Raw genomic sequence first — 25614 nt, forward strand, 5'->3', positions numbered from 1 at the left:
CTAAATATTATTACATAGGCTAACTATCTATTTTCGGTGAGAGCTGCCACTCCACCCGTACGCTGGGCCGATCGGGGTGACGCGCCACGGCCGCGGGTACTCGCCGGAGGTCCAGACCGTGGACCGCGATCGGATCGATCCCGCCGCGATGGGTTGCCACTCACGGCGGGCTCGCAAAGTTATCCCCAGGAGTGTCGGACCCCTGGGGGTAACTGTGAATCGATCAGACCGACGGTGTCAGCGGCCTGCGCGGTGTGCCGAACAGTTGGGCGTCACCGTGCGCCCGTTTGAAGAACAGGTGGGCGTCGTGCTCCCAGGTGATGGCGATACCGCCGTGCATCTGCACCATCTCCGACACCACCGTGGTGAACGCCTCCGAGCAGTGGATGCGCGCCGCCCACACATCCTCGGCGGCCGAAGCGCTCCCATCGGCCACGGAGGTGGTGGCGGCCTGTGACGCGGACTCGGCCGATTCCACGAGCACATACATATCGGCCATCCGGTGCTTGAGCGCCTGGAAACTGCCGATCGCCCGGCCGAACTGGACCCGCGATCCGGTGTATTCGACGGTCAGTTCCAGACACCGCCGTGCCGCGCCGACCTGTTCGGCCGCGACCGCCGCCCACGCGACCTCCCGCAGTCGCGCCGCGACGACGAGGGGATCGCGGTCGCCGAGCCTGCGGGCGGGCACCTCGTCGAAGGTTGTCTCGGCCAGTTTCCTGGTCGGATCCATGGTCGCTACCCCGCGCCTGGACACCCCTTCGGCATCGGCGGGCACCTCGAACAGGCCCGAGGTGGTCACCGCGATCAAAGTGTCGGCGTGCAGGCCGTCGAGCACGTAATACGCGGTGCCGGACAGTGTTTCCCCGTCGGCGTGGATACCCGGCTCGTCCCAGCCGTCCGCGCCCGCCCAGCACACCGCGAGGATGGTGGAACCGGCCGCGACACCGGGCAGCAGTCGAGCTGCGGCGTCGCCGTCACCGGACAGCAGCACGGCCTGAACCCCGAGCACGGCCGAACCGAGCATCGGAACATTCGCCAGCGTGCGGCCCAATTCACCGACGACCAGCAAGGATTCGACCAGTCCCGCCCCGACGCCGTCGTATTCCTCGGGGACGGCGAGCGCCGCGACGCCGATCTGCTCCGACAGCAGTCGCCACAGCGCGGGGTCGTAGCCGGGCTCCGCGTCCATCCCCGCGCGCACGGCGGCGCTGGTGGCGTGTTTGGTCAGCAGGGCCCGCACGGAGGCGGTGAATTCCCGGTGCTCGGCGGCGCTCACGCGGTGCCCCGCAACGCGCGCTCGAGCAGGGTTTCGTCACGCAGCGCCCGCGCGATCCGCACACGATGCAGATTAGTTGTGCCCCAAGCGGTTCGAAGGGCGGTGACCTTGGTCAGCCACAGCGACAGATCGTATTCGGCGGTGTAGCCGATCGCGCCGTGCACCTGGAGCGCGGCGCGGGCGGCGGCGTACGCGGCATCACCGCAGGCGATCACGGCGGCCGACACGTCGCGGCTCCTGGTCGGTTCGGTCGTGGTGAGCGCCGCGCGGAACAGCAGCGGTTCGGCCAGATCCAGGCCGATCAGCACATCGGCCAGTTTCTGTTTGACCGCCTGGAATTCGCCGATCGGCTTGCCGAACTGCTTGCGCTGCTTGGTGTATTCGGTCGACGCGTGCAACAGCGCCCGCCCGGCCCCGAGTAGTTGCGCCGCGGCCGCGAGCGCCCCCGCGTCGAATGCCGCCGCCCCCGCGTCGAGTACCTGCTCGCCCTCGACGAGCACTTCGTCCGCGGCGACCTGGAACAGGCGGCGGGCCGGATCGATCGAGCGCACGGGTCCGGTGCGTCGCGCCGTGCACAGTTTGTCGCCGTCGACGAACAGCACGACGTCGGCGATATCGGCGTCCAGTGCGACGGGACCGCGCCCCGGCATGGCGAATGCCACGGTGCCCAAGGCCGCGCCGTCCGCGAAATCGGGCAGCCAGCGGGGTGCGAGGTCGGATTGCGGAAGCGCCTGTAGCAGTGCGGGTATCGCCGCGGCGGTCTCCACCGCCGGACCGGGCGCGGCGGCGCGGCCGAATTCCTGGAAGGCGACGACGAGGTCGATCGGCTCGGCCCCGACACCGCCGTGCGCCTCCTCGATCGCGAGGCCGAGCACGCCCGCACCGGCCAACTGCCGCAGCAGGGCGCGGCCCGGTCGCGGATCACCGCTCGCCCACGCGCGCACCGCGGCCGGGGTGTGACCGGCGTCGAGTAATTTGCGCAGGCTGGTACCGAAATCGAGCTGTTCCGGGCTGAGCGCGAACCTCATCGGCTGCTCCCTCTCGGTAATCCGAGCAGCCGCTCGGCGATGATATTGCGCTGGATCTCGTTGGTGCCCGCGTAGATCGGGCCGGACAGCGAGAACAGGTAGCCGTCGGTCCACGGACTCGCGTATTCGCCCGCGTCCCCGAGGACTTCCAGCGCGGTTTCGTGCATGGCGATATCGAGTTCGGACCAGAACACCTTGGTGATCGACGATTCCGCCCCGAGTTTGCCGCCCTCGTTCAACCGGGTGACCGTGCCGAAGGTGTGCAGGCGGTAGGCCTCGCTGCCGATCCAGGCGTCCACGACGGCATCGCGCTGACCGGTGTTGGCACGGTCGCCGAGTTCGAGCCACAGGTCGATCAGCCGCTGTGCGGTGGCGCTGAAACGGCCGGGACTGCGCAGCGAGAGGCCGCGTTCGTTACTGGAGGTGCTCATCGCCACCCGCCAGCCCTCGCCGGGTTCGCCGATCACGTCGCGATCGGGGACGAACACGTCGTCGAGGAAGATCTCCGCGAAACCCGGTTCGCCGTCCAACTGCGGAATCGGCCGCACCGTCACGCCGTCGGCGGTGAGCGGGAACATCAGGTAGGTGAGTCCGCGATGGCGTTCGGCCTCGGGATCACTGCGGAACAGGCCGAAGGCCCAGTCCGCGAAGGACGCGCGTGAACTCCAGGTCTTCTGTCCGCTCAGCAGCCAGCCGCCTTTGGTGCGCTTAGCCGTCGACCGGATTCCGGCCAGATCGCTGCCCGCCTCGGGTTCGGACCAGGCCTGCGCCCAGATATCGTCGCCGCGCGCCATCCTGGGCATGATGCGTGCCAGCTGTTCCTGGCTGCCGTGTTCGAACAGGGTGGGCGCGAGCAGGAAGATGCCGTTCTGGCTGACCCGCCCCGGTGCGCCCGCCGCGTAGTACTCCTGCTCGAAAAGCACCCACTCCAGCAGCGACGCGTCGCGCCCGCCGTATTCGCGCTGCCACGACACGACCGAGAGTCGCGCGTCGGCGAGGGTGCGTTCCCAGTCGCGGTGCGCCTCGAAACCGGCCTTGGTATCCATCGACGGCAGCGGTGTCTTCGGTTTGTCGACGGCCAGGAATTCGCGGACCTCGTCCTGGAATTCCCGCGTCGCCCGATCGAGATCCAGATCCACTACGGTGTCCCGTTCTGCGCGGTCTTGTCGGCGGTCGCCGCTCCGGCCTTCATCGATTTGGCGTTCATGCCGCCCAGCGAATCGGCCCCGATCTCGGCATTGTGCGCGTGCGCGAAATGGTGCAGTCCGAAAACCGAATCCATACCGGTGCGCATACCCATCAGATCCTCGGCCTGGTTGACGGCCTTCTTGGTCAGCGCGAGACCGAATTGCGGCATGGTGGCGATCTTCTCGGCCAGTTCCAGCGTGCGTTCTTCCAGCTCCGCGCGCGGCACCACCCGATTCACCATGCCCCATTCCTTGGCCTGCGCGGCGTCGAAACGGTCACCCGTGAACAGGAATTCCTTGGCGGCGCGCGGACCCATGACCCACGGGTGCGCGAAATACTCCACGCCGGGAATTCCCATGCGGACGACGGGATCGGAGAAGAACGCGTCGTCGGAGGCGATGATCAGATCGCAGACCCAGGCCAGCATGAGTCCGCCCGCGATACACGCGCCCTGCACCATGGCGATGGTCGGTTTCGGGATCTCGCGCCAGCGCCTGCACATGCCGAGGTAGACCTCGGTCTCGCGGGAGAAACGCTGGTCGCCGCCGACCCGGTCCACGTGGTCCCACCACAGCGTCGCCTTGTTCGGGTAGCGCACGTGATGATCGCGCCCCGGGGTGCCGATATCGTGCCCGGCGCTGAAATGTTTCCCGTTGCCCGCCAGCACGATCACCTTGACGTCGGGATCTTCGACGGCCCGGACGAAAGCGGCGTCGATGGCGTAGGTCATCACCGAGTTCTGCGCATTGCGGTAGTCGGGCCGATTCAAGGTGACTATCGCGATGGGGCCCCGCGTCTCGTAGGTAACGACCTCACCCTCGTCCGGAACACCGTTCTCGTCGGACATCATCACTTCTCCTCACGTAGTTCGCGCTTGAGCACTTTCCCGGCGGCGCTGTAGGGCAATCGATCCCGGAATTCGACGAATCGCGGCACCTTGAAATTGGCGAGCACGGCTTTGGTGTGGGCGCGCACCTGTTCCTCGGTCACCGTCGATCCGGGTTTGCGGACCACGTAGGCCTTGCCGACCTCGCCCATCCTGGTATCGGGCACGCCGATCACCGCGGATTCGGCGACACCGTCGAGCCGGGCCAACGCCTGCTCGACCTCGGCCGGATACACGTTGAACCCGCCGGAGATGTACATATCCTTGAGCCGGTCGGTGATGCGCAGATATCCGCGCTCGTCCACCACGCCGATATCGCCCGTGTGCAGCCATCCGTCCGCATCGATGGTCGCCGCGGTGTTCTCGGGATCATCGAGATAGCCGAGCATCACATTGGGTCCGCGCAACAGCACCTCGCCCGCGTCGCCGATCCGCAATTCGAAACCGGCGATCGGCCCGCCGCAGGTGTTGGCGATGGTCGCGGCGTCGTCGTCGGGTCTGCACATGGTCCCGAATCCGGAGGCCTCCGAAAGCCCGTACGCGGTGACGACGATGTCGATGTCGAGTTCGGATCGCATCCGCTCGATGAGTACCACCGGCACCGTCGCCGCGCCCGTGGTGGCGACGCGCAGCGAACTCAGGTCGAACTGTGCGCGGTCGGGGAAATCGAGGATGGTCTGGTAGATCGTCGGTGGTCCGGGCAGTACGGTGATCCGCTCCTCGCCGATCAGGCGCATCGTCTGGGGCACGTCGAAGGTGGCCTGCGGAACGATCGTCGCCCCGGTGACCAGGCAGGCGAGGATGCCCGCCTTGTACCCGAAATTGTGGAAGAACGGATTCACCACCAGGTACCGGTCGTCGCCGCGCAGCGTCGCGCATTCGGCCCATCCCCTGACCACCGACAGCGCCTGCCGGTGGGCGACCAGGGTGCCTTTGCTGCGCCCGGTGGTGCCGGAGGTGAACAGGATGTCGGAGATGTCGTCCGGGCTCACCTCCTCGGCCCGTTTGCGCGCGTCCTCGACGGTGACCTGTTCGGCGATATCGGCCAGCTCCGACCAATTCAGCACGGTCGCTTCCGATTCCACCGTGCTGTCCGGCTCCACCGGAATCACCACGATCGTGGGTATCTCCAGATCCGTTGCGGCCGAGCGCAATTCCGCGACCCGGTCCCGGCCGAGGAAAGTCCCCGCGATGAACAGCGCCTTCGCGTCGACACGGGCGAGCACATCGGCGGCCTCGTCGGCGACATAGCGGGTGTTCAGCGGAACCAGCCCGGCCCCGACGTAGTGGGCGGCCAATGCCGCGACGACCCAGTGGTGGGTATTGGGCGCCCACATCGCCACCCGATCGCCGTGCCGCACGCCCCGCGCGATCAGCGCGCGCGCCACCTCCTGAACGGCACCGAGCAACTCGATCCAGTCGAGCCTGACCGCACCGTCCGCGACGGCCGGGGTGTCGCCGAACAGGCGCGCGGCGTCGTGCAGCGCCATCGGTGTCGTCTGTGCAGGGGGTGTCACGGTTGTCCTCACCGTTCGTGCTGGCCCATCGCCGGTCGGTCCGGGGTCGCCGGACCGATCAGGTCGACAATCTAACAAAGCAAGTGCTTGGTAGGTTATCCTACCGTCGTGGTTGCGATCCAGACCTCAGACTCCGATACCGCCGCGTCCGACGCGCGGTTTTCGGCAGAAGTGCGCGAGTGGTTGGCGGAGAATCTCAGCGGTGAGTTCCGTGAGCTGCGCGGACTCGGCGGACCGGGCCGGGAACACGAGGCATTCGACGAACGCCTCGCCTGGGACCGGCACCTCGCCGCGGCCGGATGGACCTGCCTCGGCTGGCCGAAGGAATACGGCGGGCGCGAGGCCACCGTGCGTCAGCAGGTGATCTTCCACGAGGAATACGCCAAGGCGAACGCCCCCGCGCGGGTGTCGCACATGGGCGAGGAACTGCTCGGCCCGACCGTCCTCGCGTTCGGCACCCAGGCGCAGAAGGACCGGTTCCTGCCCGGCATCCGCGATGTCACCGAACTGTGGTGCCAGGGCTACTCGGAACCGGGCGCCGGATCCGATCTCGCCGCCGTCAGCACCGCCGCCCACCTCGACGGCGACGAATGGTCGATCAACGGCCAGAAGATCTGGACCTCCCTCGCGCACGTCGCCGACTGGTGTTTCGTCGTGGCGCGCACCGAGAAGGGTTCGACCCGGCACAAGGGCCTTTCCTACCTGCTGGTTCCCATGAAACAGCCCGGTATCGAAGTGCGGCCGATCGTCCAGCTCACCGGCACGTCGGAATTCAACGAGGTCTTCTTCGACGACGCCCGCACCGCCGCCGACCTGGTCGTCGGCACCCCCGGCGACGGCTGGCGCATCGCCATGGGCACCCTCACCTTCGAACGCGGCGTCTCCACCCTCGGTCAGCAGATCCGCTTCGCCCGCGAACTCGCCGATATCGAAGACCTCGCGCGCCGCACCGGCGCGGCCGACGACCCCCTCATCGCCGACCGCATCGACCGCGCCTGGGTCGGACTCCGCGTCCTGCGCGCCCACGCCCTGCGGACCATGGAAGGCAGCGGCGTCGACGACGGCGGACAGGCCTCGGTCGCGAAACTGCTGTGGGCCAACTGGCACCGCGGCCTCGGCGAACTCGCCATGGCGGTGCTTGGTCCCGCCGGTCTCCTCGCGGGCAGTGATGATCTGGACGATCTGAACGAATGGCAGCGGCTGTACCTGTTCACCCGCGCCGACACCATCTACGGAGGTTCGAACGAAGTGCAGCGCAACATCATCTCCGAGCGTGTACTCGGCCTGCCGCGCGAGGCCCGCCCGTGACCGGCCCGCTGTCCGTCGCCCCGCAGCCCGTCCCCGGCCACGGCCTGCTGACCGGCCGCGTCGCCGTCGTCACCGCCGCCGCGGGCACCGGCATCGGCTCGGCCACCGCGCGCAGACTCCTGTCCGAAGGCGCCGACGTCGTCGTCTCCGACTGGCACGAACGCCGCCTCGGTGAAACCGAAGTGGAACTGAAAAGCGAATTCCCGGACCGCCGCGTCGCCGCCATCGCCTGCGACGTGCAGAGCACCGAACAGGTGAACGCCCTGATCAGCGGTGCCGCCCAGACGATGGGCCGCATCGACATCATGGTCAACAACGCGGGCCTCGGCGGCGAGACCCCCGTGGTCGACATGACCGACGACCAATGGGACCGCGTCCTCGACATCACCCTCAACGGCACCTTCCGCTGCACCCGCGCCGCCCTCGCCTACTTCCGTGACGCGGGCCACGGCGGCATCATCGTCAACAACGCCAGCGTCCTGGGCTGGCGCGCCCAATACGGCCAGGCCCACTACGCCGCAGCCAAAGCCGGCGTCATGGCCCTGACCAGGTGCAGCGCCGTGGAAGCCGCCGAACTCGGCGTCCGTATCAACGCCGTCGCCCCCTCCATCGCCCGCCACGCCTTCCTCGACAAGGTCAGCTCCACCGAACTCCTGGATCGTTTGTCCGAAGGTGAAGCCTTCGGCCGCGCCGCCGAACCCTGGGAGGTCGCCGCGACCATCGCCATGCTCGCCAGCGACTACACGTCCTACCTCACCGGCGAGGTGGTCTCGGTCAGCAGCCAGCGGGCGTGAGGGGGCCCGGCCTGAGCGGACATTGTCGTCCGTGCAGGCCGGAATCCTGTCCGAACGAGTCGGGAATGTCCGTGCAGGCCGGTATCGGTGGACTCGCCGATGACAACTGCGGCCGTATTCCGGTGGCACGCAGAGTGGTTGGACACAGCACACCCCTACGGGGTCGGAGCCGAAACCGCATACCCTTTTACGGCTGCGCAGGGGCAACCGTGCACAGGGCAACGTAGCACGTCGAATCCGTCACCGAGTGAGTCGATCAGTATTCTGTGATCATCCCAGTCCCAGCGCAACCATCGCGCTATACATAGGATGGTCGCGGTTGCGGGTGTCATCGACGATCAGAACATGTTTGCCGTCCACTCGTTCGCGCCATTGCACGTCGACCTCGAACCGATCGGCCGTCATCTTCCGTTTGATGTCGCTTCCAGGACCTGGCCGCATCAGGAACTTCGGCGTCGGCGCGGCCGCGAAGTTGAATTTGGGCAGAGTCGCGTTGGCGAGCGCCGCGACCGGATGTGTCGCGTCGGGCCTCTCTTTGGAGGGCACGAAAGTCAGTGCGTCCCAAGGGTGGCCCAACCATGACTGCAAACACGTTCTGTGCATGTCGACCATCACCGAGATCATCAGCTGAAGGTCCTCGGAGCATTCGTGGACCGGCGGAGTACCGCGATAGCCCTTATACGTGAGCATATGGTGGGCCGACTGGTGACGACCTCCCGGCATATTGCCGATCGCATAGGTGAGTAATATGGTCCGGTCGGCCAACAGGTCGCCGAAGCCTCTACGAGTTCCCTCGCATGGCCCGCAGAGTCCCGAGTCCGAGGGGCCACGGCAAACACCACAGACGCCGGGAGCATTTGGTGGATATGCGTTGGAGAAGAACCCCCCGACTCGATCGCGCACGATGCCCCGCAACAGCAGCGCATCGGGCGAGGTGGCATGCAGATTCTCCCGCGATGCGTGTCCTACTTCGCGGGCGAGGATTTCGTTGAGTCGTTGGAAGAGAGGATCGTCCGAGGGGCGAGTCACCGAATCCCTAGCAGTTCGGTGAATGTCGAGCGCTCGTGGATGATTCGCAGTGCGTGCTCGACCGCTTCCGCCGACGATCGGGCGATATGTACACCGGGTTCATCCTGCATCGCGCGACCCCACGAGGTGGACTGGACCACGTGTTCGTTCATGATGACCGGTCGCCCATGGGCGACGGCTTCTCGCGCCTGGATTCTCGTACCGCTCTTCTCACCGGCTTCGACGATCACGGTCGCTGTCCCGTAAGCGCTCATCGTGACATTGCGAGCGGGGAAGGACCAGCGCGACGGCCCGTACTCCGGAAGGAAGTGTGTCAGCAGCATGCCGTGCTCGGCGATAGTGCTCTGTAGGCTCCGATTTTCCTTCGGATAGACGTGATCGAGACCGTTTCCGAGTACCGCTACCGTTCGACCGTTCGCGTCCAACGCGGCCTGATGAGCCGCGGTATCGATTCCCTTGGCGAGACCCGCGATTACCGTCACGCGACTCGCCACCAGCGCCTGAGCGACGTGGCGAGCGAATTTCAGGCCGTGTTCGGAGGCATTACGCGACCCCACGATGCAAACTCCGGTGTCGCGGGGCACACGCCGACCATGAGTGAAGATCACGGGCGGCATCTGCCGCACCGAGCGCAGCCGCTCGGGGTAGCTGGGATCCATAAAGGTATGCATCTGGAACGGTGCTCGTTTCCAGGATTCGACGTCGCGCGTTGCCACACCGAGGACGTCGGCTGCCGCCTCGCTCGCACCGAACAGGTCGTCGGGATGTTCGTTCAGCCACAGTCGCCGTGCGCTGCCGATATTGCTGACCTGTTCGGTCAACGTCGACCACTCGGTCCTCTTCGGCGTCAGGCGCATCATGGCAACCAGTGCGGCGCGGTCCCGATCGTCCCAGTCTGATCGTCGACCGCCTGCGGTCGGTTCATCGCACCCCGAAGAGGTGTGCGCATTCATCACCTGCACTCCTCAGAATTGCTATCGAACTAATGTTCGAAGTATTGCATGCGGCACCGACGGATTCCTGTCGTTCCACACGGTGTCCGACGCCAGCGTAGTCCGGCTGCCCCGGTATCGGATGGGCTGACTCGGCCACAGTGACGCGACCGGAGGCCCGCGTTTTCCGGGAGGGGAGAGTGCCGCAGTTACTCCCCAGCCGCCGCGCTCTCCAATGCCGCCGCGACCGCTTCGAACTCCACCAGTGCGGCGGTCAGGTCTTCGACGATCTCGCGGGCGATGATCTCGGGTGCGGGCAGATTGTCGGTGTCCTCGAGGGATTCGTCTCGCAGCCAGGTGATGTCGAGGTTGGTCTTGTCGCGTGTGATGAGGTCGTCATAGGTGTACGAGTGCCAACGGTCGGATTCCTCGCGTTCGGCCCGGTCCTTGCCGACGAGGTACAGGTCGACGAATTCATCGAGGTGGCGGCGGCGCAGCGGATTCTGTTTGAGGGTGAAGTGTTGGTTGGTGCGCAGGTCGTACACCCACAGCTTGTTGGTCCACGGTTGTTCCGACGCGGGCTTCTTGTCGAAGAACAGCACGTTGGCCTTGACACCCTGCGCGTAGAAGATGCCGGTGGGCAACCGCAGGATGGTGTGCAGGTCGAAATCGTTCAGCAGTTTGCGCCGCAGGGTTTCACCCGCCCCGCCCTCGAAGAGCACATTGTCCGGCAGCACCACCGCGGCTCGGCCGTTCATGTCGAGGATCGTCATGATGTGCTGGAGGAAGTTGAGCTGTTTGTTACTGGTGGTGACGACGAAGTCCGAACGTTCGATCTCGCGATCCTCGCGCACTTCCCGCCCGTCGGCCGCCACCATCGTCAGTGACGACTTGCGCCCGAACGGCGGATTGGAAAGGACGACGCTCCAGCGCTGTCCGGGATCGGCGATGAGCGCGTCACGGACTTCGATGAGCGAATCGCCGGTCGGGGTGCCGATCCCGTGCAGCAGCAGATTCATCGCGGCCAGCCGAGCGGTGCCGTCGACCAGTTCGAAGCCGGTGGTGAAATCGTCACGCAGGTGGCCGCGTTGGGCGGGCGTGAGATTCTCCGCACCGCGCGCGGCGTGTTCGTGGGCGACGAGCAGGAAGCCGCCCGTGCCGCAGGCCGGGTCGACGACGGTGTCGCGGACCCCTGGATCGATGACGTCGACGATCCCGTTGATCAACTCGCGCGGCGTGAAGTACTGCCCCGCCCCGGACCCTTTGTCCGACGCGCCTTTCGAGAGCAACTCCTCGTAGGCGTCACCCTTGATGTCGGTGCCGGACGAGGACCAGTTCTCCTTGTCGATCAGATCGACGATGAGCCTCTTGAGTTTGGCGGGGTCTTGAATCCGGTTCTGCGCCTTACGGAAAATGGTCCCGAGCGTCCCCGGCTGCTCCGCGAGACCAACCAGAATCTTCGTGTACGCCACCTCGAGTTCGGTGCCTTCCGAATCCAGCAGTTTCTGCCAGGAGTACTCGGCGGGGACGACCTGCTGCGGGTTCAGGCTTCGGGTCTCGCGCTCGTGCGCCATCTTCAGGAACAGCAGGTAGGTGAGTTGTTCGGTGTATTCGATGACGCCGACACCGTCGTCGCGCAGGACATGGCAGTAGGACCAGAGTTTGTCTACGAGGCGGCGGGAGTCGGTCATGGTCGGCCAGTCTTCCATGATCGCTTTCATCGTGAATATCGACTTCGCGGACCGGCCGGGAACTGCCTCGGCAGTGCCAGGTACTCGCGGATTCTGGCGGCGAGCAGGCGATCCGTCTCGCTGATCTGACTTGCCGAAGACACCCCGCGCTTCGCGGTCAGCGGCACGCAACCGTAGGCCGCGTCGAGTCTGTCCGAAGCCCGGCGCAGGACGTGGCACTGCGGCGCGCAGTCGTGGTGCACGCTCATCGCCCGGATCGCGTCGTCGGTGCCGAGTTCGCCCGGGTCGGTGCGGCAATCTGCGAGGCCGGTCACGATTCCACCCGCCCGGCCCGCTCGTTCATGACGTGCCACCCGCTCCACCTGCACCATCGACCGTCCCAGGTCACGTGCCTGCCGATGCGGTCGTTCACTACCGGAACCGATCCGCACAGCAGTGCCGGGCACACCACCGCGACGACTCGGTTCGCGCGGTTGAACATGGGACGTCCGCAATCGGCGTAGAGCCGTACCGATCCGCACTCGTGCCTCGCAATGGGCGCCTTTCGGCGCGCCGTGAGCCTCGGTCGCCAACTCACCTGGTCACCGCCCTGTCCGTCCGGACCGGGACGGCGCCGAACTGTAGGGGCGGACGACGGGAAATGGGGGCAGTGTCGTGCACCGGGTTGTTCTCCTTCTCGAAGGATGGATTTCGTCACGGCGAATCGGCCTCCGGCGTGCGGGATTCCGTCATGGACGGCTGCCGGGGGGCTGGGAGCCTGCGGGAACGCTGGGAGAGCGCGGTGATCAGGTCGTTGTAGCCGTCGACCAGTTCGGCCAGCCGATACCAGGCCGCGTGCACTCGCGGGTCGACCGGATCGACTGTCATCAGCAGGTGATAGGCGACGACTTGCGCTTCGGCGAGGCGGTCGATCACCGCACCCAACGGTTCGGCGTGCAGCGTCGCGGCCGGATGTGGGACGGGGAGATGATCGCGCGCCCACGCGTCCACCTCGGCGGCGAGTTCCGCACGCTGACAGCGGCACTCGGCACGGCACTCGGCACGGCACTCGGCTTCGAGCCCGATCAAGTGCCGGTGATGCATCGCCCCGAACCGGGCGGCCAGCCTCGCCAACGGATGATCACCGAGGTGGTGCCCGCGTATCGCCGCCGACAACGCCTCGCCGGAGAGCAAAGGCATGTCCGGTCCGGCCCGTCGAGACCGAAGGGGTTCCGAGGTGTCGGTCATCGGTCACATCCACGCCGTGGAGAGTGCGATCCGCCCGACGAACTCGCGCGCGTCGGCGAGCACGCTGGTGCGCGAGGGTATCGTCCGGGCGTTGACCGGCTGCGATACCCAATACCAGCTGGTCGGGTGATCGGTCATCGGTAGCCAGATCCGTTGCCCGGCATCGAGCACCCGCACGCCACGGGCCTCCAGGCTCTCCAGGGTCCGCCGCGCTATCTGTCCGCCCCACGCCGGGCCGACCAGGAAGACCCATTCGCGGTGCGAGCGTGAGTAGGTCAGGATCGGCACCGATTCGCATCGATGGTCCTCGGTCAGCGCTTGGCGGACCAGGCTGCCCAGCGTGGCGGGCATGGTCACTGCGCCCAAGGTCGGAGTCGCGACCAGGGCGACGCGGTCGAACGCGCAGGAGACCGGGAAACCCATTCGTCGATAGACGTGGGCGACTTCGCCTGCGCTGTGGCAACTCTCGAACATCACCGATCCCGCCCGATCTGTGCGAGGACTTGCGCGGCCTCGGCGTGGGCGCATGGGCGCTGCTCGGAGCAGTGCATCGTCGCCAAGCCGACGAGTTCGAGCAGCGTCAGACCCAGTGAGGTTGCGTGACTGCGTAGGTTGTTCAGTTCCTCGGCTACCCGTAGGGCCGCTCGCGCTTGGTCACTGGACAGGGTTCGCCCGGGTAGGAAATCGACCGCCCACTTGCCCTCGCCGACGCTGCGGGCTACGGCGCAGCTCAACAGCGGTATCGCCTCGCGTTGCTTCGATCGTCGTGCCATCTAACACCCCTCCGGATGGCTAAAATAGACTTCTATTTCGGGAGTCCATCCAGCCTACAGCTGGACTTCTATTTTAGGAATCTATTCGGAGAGGTTCGGCGATCTGCCCATCGTGCGGGTACCCCAGACCCCGTATGGTCGGCGTGACTACGAAGATGGAGCGGAGTAACGGTGGCGAGCCCCACGATCCAGCGACGCCGTCTCGGTCTCGCACTCAAGCGGTACCGCGAAGCGGCAGGCAAGATGCAGGAAGAAGCTGCTGCGGTGATTGATTCGGCCGCGAGCAAGATCAGCCGTATCGAGTTGGGCCAGAGCGGCATCAAGCTCACCGACCTGGCTCTGCTTCTGGACTTCTACAGCGTCGATTCCGATGAAGCCGAGTCGCTCAAGCAGTTGGCGCGGGCTGGTCGGCAGCGAGGTCGCTGGAGTGGGCGCGGAGTTCCCGATTGGTTCAGGCAGTTCCTCGACTTGGAAGCAGACGCCTCGGAGATCAGGTGGTATCAGCACGAGGTGATCCCCGGCATCTTCCAGACCGAGGAGTACATCCGCGCGATGTTGCTGACCGCGCAGCCTCGGGTATCGGACGAGGAGGTCGAGGCCCTGATCGCGGTTCGGCTCGGCCGCCAGTCGATCCTCGGGGATCACACCAAGAAGATCAACGCAATCCTCAGCGAGTCCGCGCTGCGTCGCGTCGTCGGCGACGAATCCGTGATGCGGAACGCCTTGCTCCACCTCGCGGATGTCGCTCGTATTCCCCAGGTTACGTTGCAAGTTCTGCCGTTCAACGCCCGCAGCGCCGGTGACGCTTGGGTACATTTCATTCTCTTGTCGTTCGGAGAAAATGCCGCCGACGTCGTCTACCTCGACGTCTATGGTGACGCCGATTACGTGGACAAACCCGAGGATGTCCGGGCGTACGCTCGACTCTGGGACAGGCTGCAAGCTGCGGCGACCGGTCCCGTCGAGTCCCGTAACCTGATCCTGAAGATCGCTCAGGAGATGGAGGACCAATCATGATCACGCCGGACTCGGCCGATCGTAGGTGGCGCAAGAGTAGCTACAGCGGCAGCGACGGCGGTGCTTGCGTTGAAGTGTGGATCGACAGCGATACCGTGCGTATTCGTGATAGCAAGTTCACTGGAGAGTCTGCCAAGCAGCCCGAGATCATCGTTCCTGCCGCGCGGTGGGCGGCATTTCTGGACCGTGCCCTGGATATCACTTCTACAATCGCCGCCGACCTGCCTGTGTTTGCACGGGACGACTGCAACAACGTATCCATTCGTGATGCCTGTGGCGTCGTGTTGACCTACACCGCTGCTGAATGGGCCGCTTTCACTGCTGGTATTCGCGGCGGCGAGTTTACTTCTGCCGCAGCCTGATCGAATTTGTGTCAACGTTGTCACAGTTCCCTCGCCCCACCCTGGTAGGCGGCTGGGGTGAACTACTTGCACCTCGTGCGGTCCATTCACTGAAGATAGAATCCTGTAACCCTCTGGGTACCTGTAGGCATCAGACAGTGTGGTGGAGCCGAAATTAATTATGGCGGGCCTTGCCGGGACTCGCGAGCTACGCTGTTGGGCCGGTATCCCCTGCTTGTCGAGATTTCCCCTAATTGGTTTCGGTAGCTATGCGGGTAGCAGATCTGCTGAAGCTACAAGCGCCGTATTGTGGTCGGTCAACTGACCGGAGAATGCGGCGGTGAGAAGAGAACGTCGGAGCTTGGACAGTCGTGAGTGCTGATCGATGAGACTTGCACGCATTCTCTTGGCGGCAGCATCGACAACCGCGAAATCGGTAAGCGCCTGGTCCTGTTCGGCGAGTGTAGCGGATGGAAGTAGCACGCTACGAAGCGAAGCCTGCGAGATGTTGCGCATCGAATCCTTTGTCCCGGTCGCGAGAGCGGATATCTGTCGCCGCGCGGATGGGGCTTGTAACGCTCGCCACAACCATTCGATCCTTATGTCATCACCTGGCGTGACTCTCAGGCTCTTATCGCTAAGGAGAAGTCGTGGACGTACTTGGCCAACAAGAACACTCGCACCAACATAGTCGGCTGTGTTCGCGCGGCTGACCAGCAGATCGCCTTGGCGGATCTCGAATCGAGGGTCTACAAGATCTGTCGGCACCGCCTTGTTCTGGTCTGGCATGAACTCGCCCCAAGTCATGGCGCTAACCTTGATAATTCCCCACTGATCTTCGGCAGCAACAGAATTCGAAGAACCAAATGACTTGCCCGCAGATATATTTTTGATCAACTGTCCCAGTGGAACGCGCCGACCCTGCCCGAAACTCTTTTCTAGTGAGCTTTTTGTGAGAGCAACAAGGCGTCGATCCACAGCATTCAAATTACGACTTGCAGCATCAAGTCGAGAAAGATAGCCCTCAAGGAGTTCTACGAGGCGGTGTTGCTCATCGATCGACGGCAATGGAATGTGAATCCGTTTTACCTTGGATACGCTCAGGGTGTGAAGGCCGCTGGTCGAACTAGACACCATAGTGAGCTCTTGCCGAATACTCGGAGAGTTCCAAACCAGGCTAAGGTATCGGGAGTCTAGCCTTTCGTTAGGCCGTACGCGGATCAAATGGTTCTGATGTACGGCATCCTTAATTGACCCATCCCAGATAGCGGCCCGGCCTATCTGGGAAGCGCTCCCGTTACCTTCAACTACAAGGAGGTCACCCTTTTGAAGGCGATAGCGATCTAGTTCAAGGTCAAAGAGTTCTATGAGGTGAATATCCTCTAGATCGAGGCCTCTCGCCGTGACATTGGCAACCCGTAGGAACGGGTGCGGGTTATGCTTCGCTGTTCGCTTGGGCTGCTTCTGAATTCCTCCCTGAATGGCTGCTAGATCTCCCAGTGGCACAACCGGCCAATTCACGCCGTCAACTCCGCATTCAATTCCTCGATCAAATCCCCCGCACGATTCCCGAGATCCCGCAACGCCCCATCCGTCCCCCCGCGTTCGATGAACGGCGCATCATCCAGATCCCCCGCCGAAATCCCCGCCGACGCCGCGATCACCGAGACCATACGGTCGAGCCACCACCTCTCCGTTTCACCGAACACGACTCCGGCCTGCTCCTGCTGGGCCAGCCATCCGGCATACCGATTCCGGACCCGATCAGCGTAGGGGACGAGTTCCTCGTCGACGCCGACGGTGTATCGGACCAGCGAGACCAGGTCGGTCAGCGTCCGGTGGTTGTTGCGCAGACCGCCGCCGACGCTCACTTCCAGGGCGGCGTATGCGTTCCAGATGATGTCGGGGGTCCAGTTGTGCGGTGGGCGGGCGATGCGGTCGGCGAGTTCCTGGATGTCACGGAAGGAGGCGCGGCGGTCGCGGACTTCGGAAAGCAATTGGATGGCGGTGATCTCGTCGCGGTGCTCGTCCAGGTACGCCTGCCAGGATTCGACGACCGAGCGGGCGCGGGAGGTGTCGACTACGCCGTGGGCGTCGAGCAGTACGTCGATGCTGACCTCGTCGACGATGCGGTCGTGGGCGCGGCGCAGTTCGATGATGCGTTCGCGCAGTGCGGGATCGGCGGCGATCGGCTCGATCGCGCGCTCCAGCAGTTCGGGCAACGTGGTGCCGTTCTCGATCGCAGCCGATTGGATGTCGGGATTCACCGCGTCGACCAGGCCGCGAACGATATCGCGCACCGACCGCCCGGCGACCTCGTCGAGTTCGGTGCGTTCGGCGTCGGTGAGGTCGAGTTCGAGTTTGGCGAGGCGGGCGGCGAGCGTGGCGGTCTCGTTCTCGGTGAGGGTCAGTGCGGCGGCTTTGTCGAGAAGTTTCTTCAGCGAGATATTGCGCTCGCGATTCAGGGGCGGGTCGACGTAGGGGTGTTCGGTGACGCCGATGGCGTCGACGATCACGAAGCGGGTCTTGCTGGTGGCGTCGGGGGTCACCGCCTGGTAATCGGCGGGTGAGATGGTGCGGGCGCCACGGCCTTTCATCTGCTCGAAATACTGCGCGGAGCGCACGTCGCGCAGGAAGAACACGCATTCGAGCGGTTTGACGTCGGTGCCGGTCGCGATCATGTCGACCGTGACCGCGATGCGCAGGGTCGGGCTGGTGCGGAATGCCTGCAAATGCCCCTTGGCGTCACGGGCGCTGTAGGTGATCTTCGCGGCGAAATCGTTTCCCTTGCCGAAGACTTCGCGCACGGTCGTGACGATCTCCTCGGCGTGCGCGTCGTCCTTGGCGAAGATCAGGGTCTTGGGCACCGTCGTACGGCCCGGGAAGATCTCGGTGAACAGCCGCTCCCGGAACGTCTCCAGCACGGTGCGGATCTGAGATTTGCTGGTGACGGCGCGATCGAGCTGGGGTGCCGTGTAATCCATGTCCTCGTCGAGGGCTTCGAGCCGTTCTTCACGAGTGCGGCGGTCGACCATCGGTACCACCGTGCCCGCCTCGATCCGTGAGCCCTGCTCGCTTATCTCGGTGCGGATCCGGTAGATCTCGAAGTCGACGTTGACGCAGTCGGCCACCGACTGCGGGTAGGTGTATTCCGACACCAGGTTCTTCTCGAAGAACCCGAACGTCTGCTTACCGGGGGTCGCCGTCAGGCCGACGATATGGGCGTCGAAATAGCGTAGAACTCCCTGCCACACACCGTAGATCGAACGATGCGCCTCATCGACGATGATCAGGTCGAACGTTTCCGGCGGGAGTTCCGGACTGTAGGAGACGGTGACGGGGGCGTCGGGGACGTAGTCGTCCAGCCCGGGATCGTCGGCGTCGGCGACATCCTCACCGCGCAGGGATTTGAATACACGTTGAATCGTCGAGACGACCACGTTGGACGAGCCGAGCAATCCGGCCTTGGTGAGTTTGTCGACGTTGTAGATCTCGGTGAACCTGCGGCCGTCGTCGGGCGTGCGATAGTTCTGGAACTCGGCCACGGTCTGATCGGCGAGATTGTTGCGGTCGACCAGGAACAGGACGCGGGTGAAGCCGCCGAATTTCAGCAGACGGTAGGACTGTGTCACGGCGGTGTAGGTCTTGCCCGCGCCCGTCGCCATCTGCACCAGACTGCGTTTGTGGCGCTGCTCGGACAAACTCTTCTCGATACCTCGGATCGCCGTGATCTGCGCGGGCCGCAAACCCGACGTATCCAACTCGGGGAGCGAGCGCACCTTGCCGCGCCAGGTGGGAGCCTCCGGATCTGCCTCGGCGTCACGGAGCACGCGGGCCAGCGTGACGGGTCTGGGGAAGTGGAACAGTGTGCGGGCGCGAGGTTCCGGGTCGTAGCCGTTCGTGAAGTGGAGTTCGGTGCCGCTCGACTCGAAGACGAACGGCAGCCGCCCGTCCACTGTCAGTGCCTTCAAACGAACCTCCGGCGGCAGGCCCTCCGCGTACATCGCGGACTGCCACTCCACCCCCGACAGGGGCGTTCCCATCGGTTTGGCCTCGATGACGCCGACGGCCTTCTTGTCCACGTACAGCAGATAGTCGGCACGGCCGTGTCCCCGCGTCATCGTGACCTCGCGGACAGCGACGCCCCGCGCGGCGAAAAGATTGAGTTCGCGCCTGTCCTGCACGGCCCAACCGGCGGCGGCGAGTTGGGCATCGATCATTGCCCTGGCGCGTTGTTCCGCGGCGAGACGTTGTTCCGCGGGCTTGTCGCTCATAACAATCGAAGATATCGGAGCCGAACGACATTCAGGTGCGATCGGGTCGCAGATCAAGGGAGTGGGTGGGTTCGTAGTCTCGGAGGTGGGGCACAGATCTTCACCGCGTCGGCGACCATAGCTGAAAACGCCCGTTCAATACGGCCAGTGAGTATTGCGCATCGATGACTCGTTTCGAACCAGCGCGATCCGAACTGGTGGCGAAAGTCGGGGATCGCAGTGGCGCAGAAGTAACTGTTGGCGGTTACGGCATCGCGCTGGTATGGTTCCGCCGGGAGCGGCGGTCGGTCCGCCTGTCGGGAGGGTAAGCGCATTTCTGGGGCGTGTCATCACATGGTATCGCTAGCCGATTGAGGCCGTACCTTCATTTCTCCTGATCTCACTGTCCTGCTGCGGTGTTCACCGTGGTTTTTTTCCTGTTCGTTTGTGCCGAGTACCGAGCGAAAGAAAACGAAAGCATGCGGTTTCGACGAAGATTATCGAGCGCTGTACTGATAGCAGCATCGGCTCTTGTGTTCAGTGCGGGGTTCCCGACCGTGGCGTACGCGCAGATCGGTGTGGCTGCACCCGGGATGACAATCCATACGGGTACCAGGATATGCGCCCTGGGGGCGACCGGGTATATCGGCGGCGCCGAGTACGGCGTCACCGCTGCCCATTGCTACGAAGAAGGTAAAACCGTGTATTCGGCCGGTGGCCGCGTCATCGGCCATTACGAGCAGGCGTTCGGCTCGGATGCGAGCATCGCGGATATGGGCTTCGCGCTGATCCGCCTGTCGCCGGACACCATAATGCAAGCGTTTTTGCCCGGTAAGATCCGTATCAATACCGCCGATTCCGCTCCCTACGTCGGCGAAGAGGTCTGCCACATCGGCACCGGTACCGGGCATACCTGTGGGCACATCACTTCCGTGGGTAATGGCCACTTCATCGCTGACTTTCCTTCCGAAAAAGGCGACTCGGGCGGCATCGTATACCACCGCGCTGCCGACAATCGGGTGGATTTCCTGGGGATTCTTATCGGCAGTATCGAAGGCAGTGGCGCACTGATCGAGTCCGCGCAATATTTGCGTGACTCCATCAATTCCCATGCCGGCGGCTCCGAGCCATTCCAGTGGTACACCGAATGAATTCTGAGGTGGCGTGCGTTCGAATCGCACCCGGCACTTGCTCGCTGTGAGCGAGTCTCGTCTTTCGTTGGTCTATGAAAATATAGAGGTCTTCATGAGTTTCAAGAAATCCTGTGCGCGAATTTTTGCCGCAGTGAGTGCGGCGATGGCTGTCGGCTTGATCGCCACACCGCAGACCGCCTCGGCCGAAGTGTTTGTGGGGGGAGTCTACTACTGCAACGACAGTGTTACGGTCGGTGTGAACCGTTCGGTCGCCTATATAGGTTGCATAGCGACCGGAGGCGCCCCCGCGCAAGGCCGTGTCGATCGATTCTATGTATCGCTCGCGGGCCATTTGCCCCCGGAGATCCTTCTCGAATTCTGCGAATCGGGCATCGCCAAGATCGGGGTGCCGGACAACCGGTTCGACTTGGTCGGAAGCCAGTGTGGTGGCCGCTGGTTCACGGGGATCGGTGGTCCGCGCTGAAATCGAGCGATCCTGTTCGGAGGCTCGGAGATACCGTTCGGCAATCGGAACCGGCGCGGCCCGCCCGAGGCGGGCTCGAGCGGTCGACGCGGATGACGGACACAGCTCACAGGACTCTGTGGAGTAGCGCTGATCAGGGAAAACCGGGGGCGGTTGGTCGGTGGGTGTGGGATGCTGGGATCGGTCGGATCACGCACTCCCGTAAGGGGCGATGGCTATGGGCATGGATCGCCCGGGCGCCCGCGAACAACTGGAACTCGAATTGGTGCGCGATGTCGTGCTGGCCAGGCGCAGACTGGAAGGGCTCGTACTCGCGGCGTTGACCCTGGGTGCCGAAATCATGCGGCACGAATCCGCCCGTGCCGTCGCGTGCCGGGCCGCGCATTTTCTCGAGCAGTTCGCGGTGGACGAAGCCGAGGTCGTACGTGATCCGCGGGCGGCTCTCAGGGCCGATACCGAGCGGGTGCACGAACGGGGTCGGCGGATCGGGCTTCATCCCGAGGGCGGTGTGCCTTCCGCGCGGGATCGGCGCAGGCAGCGGCAGATGGCGTTGATGCGCGAGGTGCGCGCGGACCTGCTCGAACTCGTGCACAGGAGCCGCAGGGTCCGATTCGGCCGCGATGCCTTTGCCGACGAGATCGCCCAGGGGTTGTGCGCGGCGACCGACAAACTGGTGGTCGGCGCGGATATGGACACCTATCGGGCCTGGCAGCGCGGCATCGTGTTGAAGCTGATCGAGGAACCGACCTCGCACGGCCCGCCTCGGGTCATGGCGACCGTGGACGCGGGCCCGGAACGCGGACCGCTCACCGTCGAATGGGACAGTTGCGAACGCCGCCTCGCCCTGGTGACCCGGATGGCGCGGGCGGGTATCTCCCCGGTGGTCATCTGTGAACGGCTGCTCGCCGATCTCTCCATGTCCTCGCCGTTGCGCTATTCGTCACGCTGACGGCGCTGGCACCAAGCAAATGCTTGGTTGTACTATGGCGTGGTGACCGCACCGGACTCCACGAAATCAGCGCGCCGCAACGAGTTGCTATCGATGGCGGCCGAACTTTTCGCCGAGCGGGGACTGCGTGCTACCACCGTCCGCGATATCGCCGACGCGGCCGGAATCCTATCCGGGAGCCTCTACCACCACTTCGATTCCAAGGAATCCATGGTGGACGAGATCCTGCGCGGATTCCTCGACGACCTGTTCGGGCGCTATCGCGAGATCGTCGCCGCCGGACTGAGCGCGCGAGACACGTTGGAAGCCCTGGTGATCGCGTCCTACGGATCGTTCGACCGATTCCACTCCGCGGTCGCCATCTACCAGACCGAGGCCAAGCGCCTGCGCGCTTCGGAACGGTTCGCCTATATCGCCGAGTACAACGCCGAATTCCGTGAACTCTGGCACCGCGTGCTGATCAACGGCGTCGAGGACGGCAGTTTCCGCGCCGAACTCGATGTCGAACTCACCTTCCGATTCCTGCGCGACACCGTGTGGGTCGCGGTGCGGTGGTACCAGCCGGGCGGTCCCATCACCGTCGACAACCTCGCCAAGCAATACCTGACCATCGTGCTGGACGGGCTCACCGTCCCAACGGCTTCGCAAGCCATCGCCTCCGGGTCGGTCGTACCCGAGGGCAAGTCCGAGTAGGAGATTCCATGTCTGCACCATCCGCCCGTCGGCCCTACGCCCCGCTCCGGGACGCCTACGTGATCGACGCCGTGCGCACCCCGGTCGGCAAGCGCAACGGCGCGCTCGCCGAGGCGCACCCGGCCGATCTCGGTGCCGCCGCGCTGCGTGGTCTGCTCGACCGCAATCCGGTCGACCCGAAATTCGTCGACGACGTCATCGTCGGCTGCGTCGACAATGTCGGACCGCAGGCGGGCAATATCGGGCGTACCGCGTGGCTTGCCGCCGGATTCCCCGAAGAGGTGCCCGGCGTCACGGTGGACCGCCAGTGCGGATCCTCGCAGCAGGCCATCAATTTCGGCGCGCAGGCCATCATGAGCGGCACCGCCGAGGTGATCGTCGCGGGCGGCGTGCAGAACATGAGCCGGATCCCGATCTCCGCGGCCATGCTCGCGGGCAAGGAATACGGTTTCGATTCGCCGTTCGTCGGCTCCGAGGGCTGGGATCACCGGTACGGCACCGAGGAGGTGTCCCAGTTCCGCGGCGCGCAACTGATCGCCGAGAAGTGGGGGATCAGCCGCGAGGATATGGAGCGCTGGGCGCTGCGCAGCCACGAGCGCGCCCGCGACGCCATCAAGAACGGCCGTTTCGACAACGAGATCGTGCCGGTCGGCGATTTCTCGATCGACCAGGGCCCGCGCGAGACGACCCTGGAGAAGATGGCCTCGCTGCCCGCGCTCGCCGAGGGCAGTCCGCTGACCGCCGCCGTGGCCAGCCAGATCTCCGACGGCGCCAGCGCCACCCTGCTCGCCTCGGAATGGGCCGTCCAGGAATACGGACTCACACCGCGCGCGCGAATCCACCACGTCAGCGCGCGCGGCGCCGACCCGATCTTCATGCTGACCGCCCCGATCCCGGCCACCAAATGGGCGCTGGAGAAGACCGGTCTCACCATCGACGATATCGACGTCGTCGAGATCAACGAGGCATTCGCACCCGTGGTGCTCGCCTGGTTGAAGGAGACCGGCGCCGACTCGGACAAGGTGAACGTCAACGGCGGCGCGATCGCCCTCGGTCACCCCCTCGGCGCGACCGGCGCGAAACTGTTCGCCACCCTGCTCAACGAACTCGAGCGGGTCAACGGCCGCTACGGTCTGCTCACCATCTGCGAGGGTGGCGGCACCGCCAACGCGACCATCATCGAGCGCCTGGATCGCTGATTTCGAGATCGAGGTGGCGCGTTCACCGCGCCACCTCGATTGTCTGCTCATCGCCGAACTCGGCAGAACCTGTCCGCGTCCGCGCAGTGTTCCGCGCCCCGGCCTCCGGGACGTGTCCACGCCCATCGTGCGTCGACTCCCTGCGGCGCTGCTTCCAGATATCCTTGGCGCCCACGGTGCTACGCCGTCCGCGTTCATCGCGTCGCCGACAGCGCCCGGAACACCTCGGCGGTCGGCGAATTCGGCGCGGCGCAGTACACGATCATGCGCTGATCGGTATCGCTGATGTGCAGTACCTGACATTCGAATTCCAACGCCCCGAGTTCGGGATGGGCGACCTGCTTGCGGTGCGTGCGCCGGATCTCGACATCGTGGTCGTGCCACATCGCCGCGAAACTCGTTGCGGTGCCGAGTAATTCGGTGACCAGAGCGGCGAGGGCTGGGTGGCCGGGGTAGCGGGCGTAGGCGGCGCGCAGGTCGGCGACCGTCGAACGGGCGAAGGCGACGGTGTCCTCGTCGGACCACCGGGGGTGATCGGCGGCCGTCCGGAACGTCCAGCGCACGATATTGCGTTCGGCGTCGGGGACGGTGGCCAGATCGCCGATGAACGGTATCGCCGCACGATTCCAGGCGAGCACCTCGTAGGTCGCGTCCACGACGTAGGCGGGAGTCTCGGTCATGGTGTCCAGGATGATCCGGATCGATTCCGGCACCGTACGATTCGGTCCCACCACCGGCGGCGGATGGTGACCGGCGACGCGCAGCAGGTAGTCGCGCTCGTCCACGGTGAGCAGCAGTGCCCGCGACAGTGCCGCCAGCACCTGCTGCGACGGCCGCGGGCCCCTGGATTGCTCGAGCCGGATGTAGTACTCGACCGAGATACCCGCGAGCTGGGCGACTTCCTGACGTCGTAGGCCGGGAGTGCGCCGCTGCCCGTTCTCGGGCAACCCCACGTCGCCGGGACGCAGGCGGGCGCGACGCGCTTTCAGGAATGCCGCGAGTTCCCCTTTGTCCGTCACCGATCCAGTGTCGACGATCCGGATGGTCGCGGGGGAGGTACAAGCGGTACCACTTTCGACCGAGCCTCCCGGGCGCTCGGCCGCGGTGGAAATCTCGCGGCCATGACGACCATCGCATTGATCACCGGCGCCAACAAGGGGATCGGATTCGAAACAGCCGGGCAGCTCGCCGCGACCGGGACGACCGTTCTGGTCGGCGCGCGCGACGCCGACCGAGGCAAGAACGCGGCGGCGGCGCTGTCCGAGGCGGGAGCCGACGCGCGTTTCGTTCCACTCGATGTCACCGACGCCGACTCGATCGCCCGCGCCGCCGCCGATATCGACGCCGAATTCGGCAAACTCGACATCCTGGTCAACAACGCGGGTATCGCGGGCAGGCTCGATGGCGACGGCAAACCGTCCTCCACCGCGCTGAGCACCCTGCGCGAGGTGTTCGAGACCAATGTCTTCGGCATCGTCGCCCTCACCAATGCCGTGCTGCCGCTGCTGCGCCGGTCCGAGGCCGCCCGCATCGTGAACGTGTCGAGCGAGGTCGGCTCGTTCACGATGACGATGGACGAGGGTAGCCCCCTGTGGCCGATGGCCGCGATCCCCTACCCCACCTCGAAGACCGCCCTGACCATGGTCACGGCGATGTACGCCAAGGAACTGTGGAACACACCCATCAAGGTCAACGCGGCCAACCCCGGCTACTGCGCGACCGACCTGAACGGCAACACCGGATTCCGCACCGCCGCGCAGGGAGCCGAGGTGGTCGCGCGCCTGGCGACCCTGCCCGCCGACGGCCCCACGGGCACCCTGTGGGGCTACCGCTGGGGCGCGACCGGCGAGGACGAGTACGGCATCCTGCCCTGGTGAGAGCGACGCCGTCGGG

At 65.0% G+C, this 25614-nt stretch carries 25 protein-coding genes; 10 read left to right on the top strand and 15 right to left on the bottom strand.

Annotation, left to right across the window (positions count from 1 at the left end):
• Positions 1-223 precede the first annotated feature (223 nt).
• Genes OG225_RS37085 through OG225_RS37105 form a run of 5 tightly spaced genes read right to left on the bottom strand, consistent with a single transcriptional unit; the run spans position 224 to position 5898 of the window.
• Positions 224-1279 (bottom strand): acyl-CoA dehydrogenase family protein, encoded by a 1056-nt coding sequence (locus tag OG225_RS37085; RefSeq protein ID WP_405179354.1) that lies wholly within the window; start codon positions 1277-1279, stop codon positions 224-226.
• On the bottom strand, positions 1276-2307 hold the full coding sequence (locus OG225_RS37090; protein WP_405179355.1) for an acyl-CoA dehydrogenase family protein: 1032 nt from the start codon (positions 2305-2307) through the stop codon (positions 1276-1278). Before OG225_RS37090 ends, OG225_RS37085 begins: the two co-directional genes overlap by 4 nt.
• Positions 2304-3446, bottom strand: a complete 1143-nt coding sequence (locus OG225_RS37095) for an acyl-CoA dehydrogenase family protein (protein WP_405179356.1) — start codon at positions 3444-3446, stop codon at positions 2304-2306. The genes OG225_RS37090 and OG225_RS37095 overlap by 4 nt, the downstream gene beginning before the upstream one ends.
• Positions 3446-4345, bottom strand: coding sequence for an enoyl-CoA hydratase (locus OG225_RS37100; RefSeq protein ID WP_405179357.1), 900 nt, complete (start codon positions 4343-4345; stop codon positions 3446-3448). Before OG225_RS37100 ends, OG225_RS37095 begins: the two co-directional genes overlap by 1 nt.
• Positions 4345-5898, bottom strand: coding sequence for a FadD3 family acyl-CoA ligase (locus tag OG225_RS37105; protein WP_405179358.1), 1554 nt, complete (start codon positions 5896-5898; stop codon positions 4345-4347). The genes OG225_RS37100 and OG225_RS37105 overlap by 1 nt, the downstream gene beginning before the upstream one ends.
• Before the next feature lie 108 nt (positions 5899-6006).
• Between OG225_RS37105 and OG225_RS37110 the strand changes: the two genes are divergently transcribed.
• A complete protein-coding gene (locus OG225_RS37110) occupies positions 6007-7206 on the top strand; it encodes an acyl-CoA dehydrogenase family protein (protein WP_405179359.1) in 1200 nt (399 codons plus the stop codon).
• A complete protein-coding gene (locus tag OG225_RS37115; RefSeq protein ID WP_405179360.1) occupies positions 7203-8000 on the top strand; it encodes an SDR family oxidoreductase in 798 nt (265 codons plus the stop codon). Before OG225_RS37110 ends, OG225_RS37115 begins: the two co-directional genes overlap by 4 nt.
• A 270-nt stretch (positions 8001-8270) precedes the next feature.
• On the opposite strand, the gene OG225_RS37120 is transcribed toward OG225_RS37115, so the two are convergent.
• The 7 genes from OG225_RS37120 to OG225_RS37150 all read right to left on the bottom strand — a co-directional run bounded on the left by OG225_RS37120 (position 8271) and on the right by OG225_RS37150 (position 13652).
• The gene (locus OG225_RS37120; protein ID WP_405179361.1) at positions 8271-8765 is read right to left on the bottom strand and encodes a hypothetical protein; all 495 of its coding nucleotides are present in this window, start codon (positions 8763-8765) and stop codon (positions 8271-8273) included.
• 260 nt (positions 8766-9025) lie between these two features.
• Positions 9026-9889: a DNA-processing protein DprA gene (locus tag OG225_RS37125; protein WP_405179362.1), complete on the bottom strand. Its 864-nt coding sequence runs from the start codon at positions 9887-9889 to the stop codon at positions 9026-9028.
• Positions 9890-10170: 281 nt separating this feature from the next.
• A complete protein-coding gene (locus OG225_RS37130) occupies positions 10171-11682 on the bottom strand; it encodes an N-6 DNA methylase (RefSeq protein ID WP_405179363.1) in 1512 nt (503 codons plus the stop codon).
• Positions 11679-11966 (bottom strand): hypothetical protein, encoded by a 288-nt coding sequence (locus tag OG225_RS37135; RefSeq protein ID WP_405179364.1) that lies wholly within the window; start codon positions 11964-11966, stop codon positions 11679-11681. Before OG225_RS37135 ends, OG225_RS37130 begins: the two co-directional genes overlap by 4 nt.
• Positions 11967-12345: 379 nt before the next feature.
• The gene (locus OG225_RS37140) at positions 12346-12831 is read right to left on the bottom strand and encodes a DUF4254 domain-containing protein (protein WP_405179365.1); all 486 of its coding nucleotides are present in this window, start codon (positions 12829-12831) and stop codon (positions 12346-12348) included.
• Positions 12832-12882: 51 nt separating this feature from the next.
• The gene (locus OG225_RS37145) at positions 12883-13353 is read right to left on the bottom strand and encodes a hypothetical protein (protein WP_405179366.1); all 471 of its coding nucleotides are present in this window, start codon (positions 13351-13353) and stop codon (positions 12883-12885) included.
• The gene (locus OG225_RS37150) at positions 13353-13652 is read right to left on the bottom strand and encodes a hypothetical protein (RefSeq protein ID WP_405179367.1); all 300 of its coding nucleotides are present in this window, start codon (positions 13650-13652) and stop codon (positions 13353-13355) included. Before OG225_RS37150 ends, OG225_RS37145 begins: the two co-directional genes overlap by 1 nt.
• A gap of 171 nt (positions 13653-13823) precedes the next feature.
• On the opposite strand from OG225_RS37150, the gene OG225_RS37155 reads away from it, so the two are divergent.
• Positions 13824-14669: a helix-turn-helix domain-containing protein gene (locus tag OG225_RS37155; RefSeq protein ID WP_405179368.1), complete on the top strand. Its 846-nt coding sequence runs from the start codon at positions 13824-13826 to the stop codon at positions 14667-14669.
• The gene (locus OG225_RS37160) at positions 14666-15031 is read left to right on the top strand and encodes a DUF397 domain-containing protein (protein WP_405179369.1); all 366 of its coding nucleotides are present in this window, start codon (positions 14666-14668) and stop codon (positions 15029-15031) included. Before OG225_RS37155 ends, OG225_RS37160 begins: the two co-directional genes overlap by 4 nt.
• Positions 15032-15277: 246 nt before the next feature.
• Here OG225_RS37160 and OG225_RS37165 read toward each other — a convergent pair whose 3' ends face one another.
• Together OG225_RS37165 and OG225_RS37170 are read right to left on the bottom strand one after the other, a co-directional pair.
• Positions 15278-16531 (bottom strand): restriction endonuclease subunit S, encoded by a 1254-nt coding sequence (locus OG225_RS37165; RefSeq protein WP_405179370.1) that lies wholly within the window; start codon positions 16529-16531, stop codon positions 15278-15280.
• The gene (locus OG225_RS37170; protein WP_405179371.1) at positions 16528-19284 is read right to left on the bottom strand and encodes a DEAD/DEAH box helicase family protein; all 2757 of its coding nucleotides are present in this window, start codon (positions 19282-19284) and stop codon (positions 16528-16530) included. The genes OG225_RS37165 and OG225_RS37170 overlap by 4 nt, the downstream gene beginning before the upstream one ends.
• A gap of 395 nt (positions 19285-19679) precedes the next feature.
• Between OG225_RS37170 and OG225_RS37175 the strand changes: the two genes are divergently transcribed.
• The 5 genes from OG225_RS37175 (at position 19680) to OG225_RS37195 (ending at position 23721) form a co-directional block, all read left to right on the top strand.
• Positions 19680-20414 carry a hypothetical protein gene (locus OG225_RS37175; RefSeq protein WP_405179372.1) on the top strand — a complete coding sequence of 245 codons (735 nt, stop codon included), beginning with the start codon at positions 19680-19682 and terminating at the stop codon, positions 20412-20414.
• Between the two features lie 94 nt (positions 20415-20508).
• Positions 20509-20880 (top strand): hypothetical protein, encoded by a 372-nt coding sequence (locus tag OG225_RS37180; RefSeq protein ID WP_405179373.1) that lies wholly within the window; start codon positions 20509-20511, stop codon positions 20878-20880.
• Between the two features lie 217 nt (positions 20881-21097).
• A complete protein-coding gene (locus tag OG225_RS37185; protein WP_405179374.1) occupies positions 21098-21829 on the top strand; it encodes a hypothetical protein in 732 nt (243 codons plus the stop codon).
• A gap of 93 nt (positions 21830-21922) precedes the next feature.
• Positions 21923-22522 carry a TetR/AcrR family transcriptional regulator gene (locus OG225_RS37190; RefSeq protein ID WP_405183496.1) on the top strand — a complete coding sequence of 200 codons (600 nt, stop codon included), beginning with the start codon at positions 21923-21925 and terminating at the stop codon, positions 22520-22522.
• A gap of 8 nt (positions 22523-22530) precedes the next feature.
• Complete coding sequence (locus OG225_RS37195) at positions 22531-23721, top strand: acetyl-CoA C-acetyltransferase (RefSeq protein ID WP_405179375.1); 1191 nt, start codon at positions 22531-22533, stop codon at positions 23719-23721.
• A gap of 194 nt (positions 23722-23915) precedes the next feature.
• Here the strand turns inward: OG225_RS37195 and OG225_RS37200 are convergent, their stop codons facing one another.
• Positions 23916-24740 carry a helix-turn-helix transcriptional regulator gene (locus OG225_RS37200; RefSeq protein ID WP_405179376.1) on the bottom strand — a complete coding sequence of 275 codons (825 nt, stop codon included), beginning with the start codon at positions 24738-24740 and terminating at the stop codon, positions 23916-23918.
• A gap of 102 nt (positions 24741-24842) precedes the next feature.
• On the opposite strand from OG225_RS37200, the gene OG225_RS37205 reads away from it, so the two are divergent.
• A complete protein-coding gene (locus OG225_RS37205; RefSeq protein ID WP_405179377.1) occupies positions 24843-25598 on the top strand; it encodes an SDR family NAD(P)-dependent oxidoreductase in 756 nt (251 codons plus the stop codon).
• The last annotated feature ends 16 nt before the right edge of the window (positions 25599-25614 follow it).

This window comes from Nocardia sp. NBC_01377, from assembly GCF_045040005.1.
Lineage (GTDB): Bacteria > Actinomycetota > Actinomycetes > Mycobacteriales > Mycobacteriaceae > Nocardia > Nocardia noduli.